An 11,776-nucleotide genomic window follows, 5' to 3' on the forward strand; every position below is an offset into this window, starting at 1 on the left:
CAAGGTATCATTCTCCCGTCCAAGTATTCGGGAATATGCTGCTTGGAATAATGGTGAAGCGGCATCCCATCACGGCAGCAGTCCGAGGGTAGTATGGCTAAGACAAATGTTATCATGATCCGTCTCGTTTCTTCCGCAGATACGGGTTATTTTTATGTGACGAAGAAGAACGCACGTACAGCAACAGGCAAGATGGAAGTGCGTAAGTATGACCCTGTTGTGCGTAAGCATGTGGTCTTTCGCGAAGCGAAGATTAAGTAAGGGTCTTCGTAGAAATCTTATAAAAAAGGCGGCTCACTCTGGGCCGCTTTTTTTGTATCTGGAGGTGATGGGAAGACGCGTTTAATAAAGCGGGTGTTTATCCCCATAAGGAATGACTAAATCGCCTTTGAGACTATCATTCAGCATAGCGCGGCTTCGCTCGTCCAACATATCAGAGTCGAGGGCATTTTCATTAAGGGCTAAAACGCGCCGCCGCCAGATATTTTGCTCCGCATGGGCATTAGCTAAGGCTAGCTGCGCCTCTGCCTGTAGGGTCTTTTGGTGCTGATAGGCCCTAATCCCTAACTCGCCATGAAGGGCGTTCCAGATGAAATAGGCCGCTAGGAGAAGAAAGAGGAGAGGGGCACAGATAGCTCTTACGCTGCGCCGTAAAAAGACGAACACCATATCCCCCTTAACGTCTCGTAAATAAAATCACGGAATCACCCTATAAAGGATTTTTGCAACAAGCAAGTTACGCAGAGGACATAAAAAAACCCCGCCTTGTGGGCGGGGTTTCTTTTAGACCAATGGCCTATGGCTGAAGATTACTTGCGTGTCTTCAGGATGTTGCGACCAGCATATTGTGCGCTATCACCAAGCTGCTGCTCAATGCGGATCAGCTGGTTGTATTTTGCCATACGGTCAGAGCGGGACATGGAACCTGTCTTGATCTGCCCTGTGTTCACAGCAACGGCGAGGTCAGCAATGGTGCAATCCTCTGTCTCACCAGAGCGATGGCTCATCACAGTCGTGTAGCCAGCGCGTTGAGCCATTTCCACAGCACGCAATGTCTCTGTCAGAGAGCCAATCTGGTTAACCTTGACGAGTAGGGAGTTAGCAACGCCCTTCTCAATGCCTTCAGCAAGACGCTCAGGGTTTGTTACGAACAAATCGTCACCAACGAGCTGAATCTTGTCGCCGAGACGCTTTGTAAGCTCCTGCCAACCTTCCCAGTCATCCTCAGCAAGACCATCCTCGATGGAAACAATCGGGAACTTCTTGGTCAGGCCTTCCAGATAATCGACCATCTCGCTGGAGGAGAAGCTCTTGCCTTCACCCTTCATCTCGTAACGGCCGTTCTTGTAGAACTCTGTGGAAGCGCAGTCCATAGCAAGGGTAATGTCTTTACCAAAGCTATAGCCAGCATCTTTAACGGCTTTCTCGATATAGCCGAGAGCATCTTCTGTGGAGTTTAGGTTAGGCGCAAACCCACCTTCGTCACCCACATTGGTGTTCAGGCCATTCTTGTGCAGCTCTTTCTTCAAACAAGCGAAGATTTCAGACCCCATACGGATAGCTTCTGCAACGGAGGAAGCACCGACTGGCTGGATCATGAACTCTTGGAAGTCGATAGCATTATCAGCATGCTCACCACCATTGATGATGTTCATCATCGGGACGGGCAGAACATGAGCAAATGTGCCACCGACATAGCGGTATAGCGGCAGGTCCAGCTCCTCAGCTGTAGCGCGGGCAACAGCGAGGGAAACACCGAGGATGGCGTTTGCACCCAAGCGGCCTTTATTTGGTGTGCCATCCAGCTCAATCATGGCTTTATCAATGGCAATCTGGTCTTCAGATTCCATGCCACGCAGCTTATCGGCAATCTCTGTGTTAACAGCGTTGACAGCCTTCAGGACGCCCTTACCGTGGAAGCGTTTTTTGTCGCCATCGCGCAGCTCCACAGCTTCGTGGGCACCGGTGGAGGCACCAGAGGGAACAGCAGCGCGGCCGGTCACACCGGAGGCTAGTTCAACATCTACCTCAACAGTCGGGTTACCACGGCTGTCCAGAATTTCGCGGGCAATAATATCAACAATTGCGCTCAAGGGACTTCTCCTGACTCTATGCGGCGGAGCCTGCACGGCCTATCATCAGGCGCGAAGCAACATCCGCTTACACCTTATTTTAGTCTCAAAAACCGGGCCTGAGGTCAATTAAGATGCGACAATTTCCTGTCACGGCAGCCATGCTTATTGTGCTTGGCGGTGTTTTGCCTTTGTTAATGGGCGGCTGGCTCTTTTTGGCGGGGATTGTCATGTCTCTGCCGCATTTAACACTCGTTTTGCTTACGTATGGGGGCTGTCTCTTACCCTTTTATGGGGCGATGAATTGGGGTTTCTTAGCCTGCAAGCCCACCATCATCCTCCCGAAAAGGGAAAGCCTGCGTGATAAGCGGGCGATTCTCTTGGGGTGTTTTGCGTTTTTATGGGGATGGTTAGCCATGGGTGTTGGGGCCTCTGGCTCTTTAAAAATAGGTTTTGCGCTGGAAATAGGGGGCTTTCTCAGCCTCATCTTATTAGAACGACTCGCAAACCGGCATGGTGACTTCCCGCCCGGTTATTTTCTGGTACGGGTGATTAGCAGCATTTTATGCGTGATTGGCTTCACGCTCGCGCTTCTTTCTCCGCAAGGTCAGTTCTGAGAGCCTTGCTTTACCAAACGGTCTATGCCGATGAGCGGCTCTAACAAAGCGCGCATATCGGCAAGGGGGATCATCGTAGGGCCATCACTAGGAGCGGTATCAGGGGTCTGGTGCGTCTCGATGAATAGCGCACTCACTCCCGTTGCAACAGCCGCACGGGCGAGGGGGGCGACAAACTCCCTCTGCCCACCAGTTGCATGGCCTAACCCACCGGGTTGCTGGACGGAATGAGTGGCGTCGAACACAACAGGATAGCCCGTCTGGGCCATAATCGGCAGGGCGCGCATATCGTTAATAAGCATCCCATAACCAAAACATGTCCCGCGTTCACAAAGGAGGATGCGGTGATTACCGGTGGATTCCAGCTTTTCAACGATATGTTTCATATCGTAGGGGGCGAGGAACTGCCCTTTTTTTACATTCACAACCTTGCCGGTTTTTCCCGCTGCGATGAGGAGGTCCGTTTGCCGACAGAGAAAAGCAGGAATCTGAAGGACATCCACAGCTTCTGCTACCGGGGCACATTGCTCAGGGGCGTGGACATCAGTGAGAACGGGGATTGAAAAATGAGCGCGAATATCGGCGAGGATTTTAAGCCCCTCTACTATTCCCACACCACGCGCAGCGCGGAGGGAGGTGCGGTTCGCTTTATCGAAGCTGCTTTTATAAATGAGGTCGATACCCAACTCACGGCAGAGCGTGCTTAACGCCTCCGCCATGAAGAAAGCGTGGTCACGCGATTCGATTTGGCACGGCCCAGCAATAAGGCGAAAGGGCTGATCCTGCCCTAGGCTGAATGTCCCTAAAGGAACATTCACGCCTTATCCTCCCGTGTTTGATGCTCTTTTTTGGCCGCCCCGATAAACCCGCTAAAGAGAGGGTGTGGGTCAAAGGGTTTAGAGAGCAATTCTGGGTGATATTGCACACCGATGAACCAGGGATGGTCAGGATATTCAACAACTTCAGGCAGAACACCATCAGGCGACATGCCAGAGAAGCGGAGAGAGGTTTTCTCCAGCACTTCACGATAATGAACGTTCACTTCCCAGCGATGGCGATGGCGTTCGCGGATGTCGGTTTTACCGTAAATGGCCGCCACGCGAGAGCCTTCGACCAGCTTAGCCGGGTAGGCCCCTACGCGCATAGTCCCGCCCAAATCGCCCCCTTCGCGGCGGCGGAGTAGCTCTGTCCCACGGGCCCATTCCGTCATTAGCCCGACTAACGGTTCTTCTGTAGGGCCGAACTCGGTAGAGGAGGCTTTTTTCAACCCGGCGAGGGAGCGGGCACATTCGATAACGGCCATTTGCATCCCAAAGCAGATGCCGAGGAAGGGGATACGGTTTTCCCGCGCATAACGCACGGCATTGATTTTCCCCTCCGAACCACGCTCGCCGAACCCACCGGGAACGAGGATGCCATCCATGCCGCGTAGCTGGTTCTCAAGTTGGGCGGGGTCTTCCAGATTTTCTGCATCAATCCAGTTCATATGGACGCGCACATCTTGGGCGATTCCACCATGGAGCAACGCTTCGGCAAGGGATTTGTAGCTATCGAGTAAGGCCGTGTATTTACCAACAATCCCGATGCGTACTTCCCCTTTAGGCTCACGCACACCACGGACAATCTTCTCCCAGCGGGAGAGGTCTGGTGCGGTATCATGTGGCAGGCCAAAATAACGGAGGACTTCGCGGTCCATCCCTTGTTCATGATACGCAATAGGGCAGGCATAGATTGTATCGACATCTAAAGCGGCAATGACAGCTTCAGGACGAACATTACAGAAGCTGGCAATTTTTTGCCGCTCTGTTTGCGGGATGGGTCTATCGGACCGGCAGAGGAGAATCTGTGGTTGTAAGCCAACATTTTGCAATTCTTTGACAGAATGTTGCGTTGGCTTGGTCTTTAATTCTCCCGCGGAGGGGATATAGGGCAGAAGGGTGAGATGCACGCACATCGTGTTCTCATGGCCCAAATCATTCCGTAATTGGCGAATCGCCTCTAGGAAGGGCAGGCTCTCAATATCGCCGACTGTCCCGCCAATCTCGACAAGGACGAAGTCATAGCCATCAGTATCGGAGACAACGGCCTCTTTAATCGCATCGGTAATATGCGGGATGACCTGAACTGTAGCCCCAAGATAATCGCCGCGCCTCTCGCGCGCGATGACGTTGGAGTAAATCCGCCCCGTTGTGGTGTTGTCGGAGCGGCGAGCATGCTCCCCGGTGAAACGCTCATAATGGCCGAGATCAAGGTCTGTCTCAGCACCATCATCGGTGATGAACACCTCCCCGTGCTGATAAGGGCTCATCGTGCCTGGATCAACATTGAGATAAGGGTCCAGCTTCCGAATGCGGACTTTATGCCCACGAGCTTGGAGGAGGGCAGCCAGAGCTGCCGAGGCGATACCTTTACCGAGGGAGGATACAACCCCACCCGTCACAAAAACAAAGCGCGTCATGGGAGGCCCTTATATAGCGAAGAGGCAGGGAAGGGGAAGTAGATTATGGCTTAACTTCCCCTAAAATTAGTGCCCTAAAATTAATGAGCAGGTGTTTGCTCATTTTGTGTCTGTCCCTGCGTCTGTGCGGGAGCAGTAGGAGCCTGCGGGGCCGCTGCTTGCGGTGCAGTTTGTGCAGCTGGTTGGGATACAGGCGGATGAGCGAGAATATCACGCCCATTGCTCGCACCAGAGGAGGCTCCGCGATTCAAGATGGCAAGGACTAAGCAGAGAATCATAAACAGGGCAGCTAGCACCGCCGTACTACGGGTGAGCAAAGTAGCCGTGCCACGCCCAGACATAAAAGAGCCAAGACCCTGACTATTGCCAACGCCAAGACCACCGCCTTCGCTACGCTGAATCAGGATAACGCCGATAAGGGCTAGGGCAACCAGAACAGTGAGGATAAGCAATAATGTGGTCATTCAATCAGGGTCCAAAAGTTACGAAGTCAGTTGAGGCGTCGTGGCCTCAGCCGCAGCGGTGATAATATCTAAGAAGCTCTGCGCCTCCAAACTAGCACTGCCAACAAGCACTCCATCTACGGCTTCGATAGACATAATGGAAGGGGCTTGTACAGATGTTACGGACCCGCCATACAGGACCGGGACGCGAATGTCATCTGTCATCAAGCGCATAGGCAATAAAGCACGAATGAGAGTTAGCTTCCTTTGGAGTTCCTCATGGGAAGGGGTAATCCCACTACCAATGGCCCAAACAGGCTCATAAGCAACGATTCCGCGGAAGCCTCTTGTAAGAGAGCCTTCAATTTGGCTGGCAAGGACACTTGCCGCACGGCCCTCATTACGTTCAGCAAGGTGCTCGCCAATACAGACAATCGGGGTCACGCCCGCAGCCGTAGCGGCTTTGACCTTCTGGCGAATCACGGCATCTGTTTCACCATGATTCTGGCGGCGTTCAGAATGGCCAAGGATGACATAGCTAGCCCCTAGAGCTTTGATCATCTGCGGGGAAATATCCCCCGTAAAAGGCCCTGATGCTGCTGGATAACAATCTTGCGCCCCTAAAGCGAGCTGCTCATTTGGTAGGCCAATTTCATCAAGCTCGCTATGAACCCCAGCTAGTTGAGTAAAGGGTGGGCATAGGATGGTGTGGAGGTGGCTAGGCGGAGGATTGTCCCTTAATCCTTGAGCAACTCCGCGTGCAAGCTCTAGGCCATATTCGTGGCGGGCCTGCATCTTCCAGTTCCCAATGACGAATTTGGGTACAGTGGTCATTCTGCTCTCCCCCGGTTTCGCTATGGCGTACTTCATCGCGTTATCATGCAAATGATAGCCATGGCGCGCTGGTCAATTTGTCTCAGCATCTCTATGCTAGGGTAGCTTAGCGGGTTTTTCCGCTTAACGCCATTCCACCATTAGATAAGTGATACGCGCTTTCGATGATTACTGCTCTGCGTCATTTCCTGGTTGACTCTTGGTTGGGTCGGGTCATTGCCTTGTTAGTCTTTGCCTCCTTTATTGTTTTGGGGGGTACTTTCTTCAGTATTGGTGGGGGAGGTATCGGCCTCAGTGGGGATGTTGTGGTGCAGATTGGCTCCCACAAAGTCACACCCATTGAGATGCAGCAGGCAATACAACGGCAAATCGCTTATGCCATTCAGCAGAATGGTGGCTCTCCAGAGATTCTTAAAGCTCCGCAAGCGCGGGGGGAGCTTGGTCATACAGCGTTGCGTAGCCTTATCTTGACGCAAGAAGGTGAGGTTGCTGGGCGGCGTAATGGCCTTAATCCTAGCGATGATACGATTCGCTCTGCAGTATTCTCGATGCCGATCTTTCAGGATCCAACAGGCAAGTTTGACCCGCAGAAGATGGAAGCTGTGCTGAAGGGCAATCAGCTCGACCATCAGAGTTTGGTAAATGAGACGCGGAGCATGCTTTATGCCGCCGCAACGATGTATAGTTTTGGTCAGGGGTTGGTCGCCCCGAATGCACAAGTTGATTGGATGGTGAATTTTTTCAGCCATGGGCGTGTGGTGGATATGATTCGCCTGCCTTTCTCCTTGGGAGAGGTTGCAACCCAGCCGACAGCTGAGCAATTAAAGCGGTATTATCAGAATCATCTCTGGCAATTTCGTGTGCCAGAATACAGGCATGCACGCCTAGTTGTGATAACAGCAGGCAGTGTGGCGAAGACCATTAGCGTTTCAGATGATGACTTGAAAGCTGCCTTTGCGCAGAAGATGACAGACCCTGCCCAAGCTGCGCGTTATAATACGCCAGAGCTACGAACGGTGGAGGTTCTCGCTGTAACAGACAAAGCTCTTGCTTTGCAAATTGCGACAGCGTGGAAGAAGGGAGCGACGTGGGATGCGTTGCAAAAACAGCATCCGAGTGCGATTCCTGCCTCCTTGAATGACGCTCGGATAGCAGACTTCCCAGACCCAACATTAGGTAAAGCCGTTTTTGCTACAGAGGCGGGGGCGGTTTCTGATCCTATTCAGACGGCAGCCGGATGGAGTGTAGTGCATGTTATCTCTGTAAAACCTGCACATCATGCCAATCTTGCTGATATGAAAGAAGGTTTAAGGGAGGATATCGCTAATGCCCGTGCCATTCCGCTGCTTCAAGAGCGTGTGCGGATCTTGGAGGAGGAAGTGGCAAAATCTGCCACATTAGAGCAGATTCCCGCAGATATTGGGGCATTTCCTTTGGCAGGCACAATGGATGAGAGAGGCAATATCCCTAGCGGGGAGCCGGCTCCTCTGCCGGGTGATGCTGCTTTGCGTGAGGCGTTGTTGCAACAGGTCTTTAGCCAAAAGAAAGATGAACCTCCTCATATTGTTACCCAGCCTGATGGGAGTGCTTTTGCGGTCTTGGTGGATAATATCGTACCAGCCCACCAAGGCAGCTATGAGGAAATGGGCGATAAGGTTAAAGAGGCATGGCTTGATGATGCGCGTAAACATGCGATGGAGCAACGCGCAACCAGCCTGTATCAGCATGCTAAAACTGATGGCTTGCGCCGTGCAGTGGATGGGCAAGGTGAGGCGTCCCTTCTGCAAAAGGATGAGCATTTCCCGCGTCTTCAGCAACGTCAGGATGTTCCTGCTCTTATTCTTCGTGCCGCTATGGAGCAGAAAGAGGGTGAGACCGTTATGCTCCAAGAGGGGGATGCCTATTGGTTGGTGAATGTGACGGGCAGCTATGAGGAATCGCCGAGTTTCACAACTACATTGCGCCAGAATATCACGAGCCAACTGGCGGAAGCATATCGGAGTGATGTGCGTGAGACATTAGGCATGTCTTATACGCGCTCCGCCCCGCCGCGGCACTTTAATGCCGCTTTGTTTGATGACATTAATAATCGGGTCTTCAGCAGTGTTTCAGGAAGGTTTGGGCAGTAGTGTGTAAGATTCTTCATAGGGTAGAAGCGGCAGACCTTCTTACTCCGCTCTCTGTATTCCTGCGTTTATCTCGCCTCGCTGATGATCCTTACCGTCTCTTTTTTGAGAGTGTAGAAGGTGGGGCCGCGCGGGGGCGTTATTCCATTATCGCTTTGCTGCCCGATACGGTTTGGCGGTGCCAAGATGGGCAGGCCTTTCGGGATGGCAAGCCGGAGGCAGTAGCCCCTCTGACCTCGCTTAAAGCTTTGTTGGATGAAAGCCGGATGCCCTTGCCAGAAGGCTTGCCGCCGATGATTGGCGGCGTCTTTGGGGTGTTGGGTTATGATATGGTTCGGCAGATGGAGGATTTACCTAATCCCCCGCCTAATGACCTGAGCCTCCCCGAAGGGGTGATGATTCGTCCGCGGCTTTTTGCTGTATTTGATACAGTGCGGGATGAGTTGATTTTAGCCACACCGCTGCGTGAGGGGACGACAGAGCAAGATGGCGAGGCTTTGCTAGCCAAAGCAGTGGGGGCCTTGCGTCAACCTGTAGCGGACCCTGCCGAATCCCTCCCTGAAGGGACGACACTGGCGGAGCCTGTCTCCAACATCACGCATGAAGCTTTTTTGCAGAATGTCAAAAAAGCGCAGGATTATATTGCGGCGGGTGATGCCTTCCAAATTGTGCCAAGCCAGCGTTTTACAACGCCCTTTCCCCTTTCCGGTTTGGCATTATATCGCAGCTTACGGCGGATTAACCCCGCACCATTCTTATTCTTGATGGACCTTGGGGGCTTTACGCTTGTTGGGTCCTCGCCAGAGATTTTGGTGCGGATGCGCCAAGGGGTCGTCACGGTGCGTCCTCTGGCAGGTACGCGCCCGCGTGGGCGGGACCGTGCGCATGACCTTGCTTTGGAGAAAGAACTTCTTGCCGATGGCAAGGAGCTTGCCGAGCATCTTATGTTGATTGACCTAGGGCGTAATGACGTTGGCCGCGTAGCACAGCTTGGCACGGTAGAGGTGCCAGAACGCTTCGTGGTGGAGCGTTATAGCCATGTCATGCATATTTCCTCCACCGTGACGGGGAAGGTAAAAGCGGAATGCGGTGCGTTGGAGGCCCTCTCGGCAGCTTTCCCAGCGGGGACGCTCACAGGGGCCCCAAAGATTCGCACTATGGAGATTATTGATGAGCTAGAGCCAACACGGCGTGGCCCCTATGCTGGGTGTGTTGGTTATTTTGGTGCGGATGGGGACATGGATACCTGCATCGGCTTGCGTATGGCCTTGCTGAAAGACGGGCATATGTATGTACAGGCCGGTTGTGGTGTCGTGGCTGAATCCAACCCCGAGGCGGAGTATCAAGAGACGAGAGCGAAGGCACGTGCGCTCTTTAGCGCAGCAGAAGCAGCGATTGAGCAAGCGGTGCATGTAGGGCAGCAAAAGCATTCTGCCCCGAGGGGGATGTAAAATGCCGCGCGACACCTCATCTGAGATAACAGCAAAATGTGCTGCGATTGAGGAGACAGCCAGATGATTTTGTTGATTGATAATTATGATAGCTTCACCTTTAATTTGGTCCATCATTTTGGGGCGTTAGGGGTGGAATGTGCGGTGAAGCGGAATGATGCCCTCACTGTAGAGCATGCTTTGGCGATGGAGCCTTCTGCGATTGTGCTATCCCCCGGTCCTTGCTCACCTGATGAAGCGGGGATTTGCTGCGCGTTGATCGAAAAAGCAGCGGGCAAGGTGCCTGTTTTGGGGGTTTGTCTTGGGCATCAGGCGATAGGGCAGGTCTTTGGGGCAGATGTTGTGCGGGCAGATGTGCCAATGCATGGCAAGATTAACGCCATTCATCATGATGGAAGTGGGGTTTTTGCAGGGTTGCCTAATCCGGTGGATATGGTGCGCTATCATAGCCTAACGCTAGACCCGGCGACTATTCCCGATTCGCTTATCGTTAATGCGCGGACAGAAGATGGTGTGGTGATGGGGGTGCGGCATCGGGATTATCCTATCCATGGCGTACAATTTCATCCAGAGAGTATTGCCTCTCATTCCGGGCGGGAATTGCTTGCGAATTTCTTGCGTCTTGCTCATGTCCTACCACCCCATAAAGGTGCAGTGAGTTAATGGCACGGCAGGGGACGCCTTTCACACCGTTTTTGAGTAAGGTTGTTTTAGGTCAAGCCTTGAGTGCTGAGGAGGCCGAAGCTGCCTTTACGCTCATTATGGGGGAGCATGTCTCGGAGATTGAGCTTTCTGCGTTCTTGACCGCTCTTTACATGCGCGGGGAGACGTCTGCCGAGCTTTCTGGTGCGGTACGCGCTGTGCGTCGTGCGATGCAAGCTTTAAAGGATGTTCCTGACGATACCGTAGATGTATGCGGGACGGGGGGCGATGGGCTGGGGACGTTGAATGTCTCCACCGCGACAGCCTTTGTTTTGGCGGGGCTTGGTGTGCCTGTGGCGAAACATGGGGGGCGTGCCTTATCCTCCCGTGCAGGGGCAACTGATGTGTTGGAAGCATTGGGCATCCCTGCTGAGGCTAGTCATGTTGTGCAGGAGACGCGTCTGCGGGAGGATGGCCTTGCATTCCTTGCAGCACCTTATCACCATCCGGCGATGCGGATTGCTACCCCAGTGCGGAAAGGTTTGGGGTTTAGGACGTTATTTAATTTGCTCGGCCCGCTTTGTAATCCTGCGCGGGTGCGGCGACAGTTGGTTGGCGTGTTTGATGAAACGTGGTGCCAGCCTGTTGCGCAGGTTTTGGGGGAGTTGGGCGGTACGTCTATTTGGGTGGTGCATGGCCATACGGATGAAGGTGGCATTGATGAGCTCACTTTAGCAGGTCCCACGCATAATGAGGTGTGGGAGGCTGGTCAGATATTCTCTTTTGATATCACGCCCGAGATGGCAGGCTTACCCTGTTATGAGATTGCTGCCCTAAAAGGCGGGGACGCACAGGCAAATGCGCAGGCGATGAAGCGTTTATTTGCCGGAGAAAAAGGCTGTTACCGGGACACCGTTTTGTTAAATGCCGCGATAGGCCTACATGTCGCAGGGCGTGGTAATTTGTTAGAGAATGGTGCGCTTTCCGTCCCCGCATTGCGGCGCAACATTGCTCAAGCGGCGCACTCTTTGGATGAAGGAGACGCACAGGAGGCTTTAATCCGCGCCCAAAGGGGTGTAAGGGCACAGAGTTGAACGTGTAAAACCGTTCGTGATTTGTTTTAAGGTAAAGAT

General features: G+C 53.0%; 12 protein-coding genes. 6 read left to right on the forward strand and 6 right to left on the reverse strand.

Translation table 11 applies throughout. The features are described 5' to 3' along the window. Positions 1-93: 93 nt before the first annotated feature. On the forward strand, positions 94-261 hold the full coding sequence (gene rpmG / locus NQF89_RS05445) for a 50S ribosomal protein L33 (protein WP_043561310.1): 168 nt from the start codon (positions 94-96) through the stop codon (positions 259-261). 81 nt (positions 262-342) lie between these two features. Here the strand turns inward: rpmG and NQF89_RS05450 are convergent, their stop codons facing one another. Together NQF89_RS05450 and eno are read right to left on the reverse strand one after the other, a co-directional pair. After that, on the reverse strand, positions 343-669 hold the full coding sequence (locus NQF89_RS05450) for an FtsB family cell division protein (RefSeq protein ID WP_266137702.1): 327 nt from the start codon (positions 667-669) through the stop codon (positions 343-345). A gap of 140 nt (positions 670-809) precedes the next feature. Further along, entirely contained in the window at positions 810-2,093 is a 1,284-nt protein-coding gene (gene eno / locus NQF89_RS05455; protein ID WP_155579237.1) for a phosphopyruvate hydratase, read from the reverse strand. Positions 2,094-2,206: 113 nt separating this feature from the next. Here eno and NQF89_RS05460 point away from each other — a divergent pair, with 113 nt between their 5' ends. Next, positions 2,207-2,689 carry a DUF3429 domain-containing protein gene (locus tag NQF89_RS05460; RefSeq protein WP_155579238.1) on the forward strand — a complete coding sequence of 161 codons (483 nt, stop codon included), beginning with the start codon at positions 2,207-2,209 and terminating at the stop codon, positions 2,687-2,689. Here NQF89_RS05460 and kdsA read toward each other — a convergent pair. The 4 genes from kdsA to tpiA all read right to left on the reverse strand — a co-directional run bounded on the left by kdsA (position 2,680) and on the right by tpiA (position 6,424). After that, positions 2,680-3,507 carry a 3-deoxy-8-phosphooctulonate synthase gene (kdsA, locus tag NQF89_RS05465; protein WP_266137703.1) on the reverse strand — a complete coding sequence of 276 codons (828 nt, stop codon included), beginning with the start codon at positions 3,505-3,507 and terminating at the stop codon, positions 2,680-2,682. The genes NQF89_RS05460 and kdsA overlap by 10 nt on opposite strands. Beyond that, on the reverse strand, positions 3,504-5,147 hold the full coding sequence (locus NQF89_RS05470; protein WP_155573058.1) for a CTP synthase: 1,644 nt from the start codon (positions 5,145-5,147) through the stop codon (positions 3,504-3,506). Before NQF89_RS05470 ends, kdsA begins: the two co-directional genes overlap by 4 nt. Positions 5,148-5,227: 80 nt before the next feature. Next, positions 5,228-5,611 carry a preprotein translocase subunit SecG gene (gene secG / locus NQF89_RS05475; protein WP_266137704.1) on the reverse strand — a complete coding sequence of 128 codons (384 nt, stop codon included), beginning with the start codon at positions 5,609-5,611 and terminating at the stop codon, positions 5,228-5,230. 18 nt (positions 5,612-5,629) lie between these two features. Continuing rightward, positions 5,630-6,424 carry a triose-phosphate isomerase gene (tpiA, locus tag NQF89_RS05480; protein ID WP_155579240.1) on the reverse strand — a complete coding sequence of 265 codons (795 nt, stop codon included), beginning with the start codon at positions 6,422-6,424 and terminating at the stop codon, positions 5,630-5,632. Positions 6,425-6,588: 164 nt separating this feature from the next. Between tpiA and NQF89_RS05485 the strand changes: the two genes are divergently transcribed. The 4 genes from NQF89_RS05485 (at position 6,589) to trpD (ending at position 11,737) form a co-directional block, all read left to right on the forward strand. Next, positions 6,589-8,553, forward strand: a complete 1,965-nt coding sequence (locus NQF89_RS05485) for a peptidylprolyl isomerase (RefSeq protein ID WP_266137705.1) — start codon at positions 6,589-6,591, stop codon at positions 8,551-8,553. After that, on the forward strand, positions 8,553-10,001 hold the full coding sequence (locus tag NQF89_RS05490; protein WP_266137706.1) for an anthranilate synthase component I family protein: 1,449 nt from the start codon (positions 8,553-8,555) through the stop codon (positions 9,999-10,001). Before NQF89_RS05485 ends, NQF89_RS05490 begins: the two co-directional genes overlap by 1 nt. Before the next feature lie 63 nt (positions 10,002-10,064). Then, positions 10,065-10,664 carry an anthranilate synthase component II gene (locus NQF89_RS05495; RefSeq protein ID WP_155579242.1) on the forward strand — a complete coding sequence of 200 codons (600 nt, stop codon included), beginning with the start codon at positions 10,065-10,067 and terminating at the stop codon, positions 10,662-10,664. Next, positions 10,664-11,737, forward strand: coding sequence for an anthranilate phosphoribosyltransferase (trpD, locus tag NQF89_RS05500; RefSeq protein ID WP_155579243.1), 1,074 nt, complete (start codon positions 10,664-10,666; stop codon positions 11,735-11,737). Before NQF89_RS05495 ends, trpD begins: the two co-directional genes overlap by 1 nt. The last annotated feature ends 39 nt before the right edge of the window (positions 11,738-11,776 follow it).

The organism is Bombella pollinis (assembly GCF_026385485.1).
Taxonomy (GTDB): domain Bacteria; phylum Pseudomonadota; class Alphaproteobacteria; order Acetobacterales; family Acetobacteraceae; genus Bombella; species Bombella pollinis.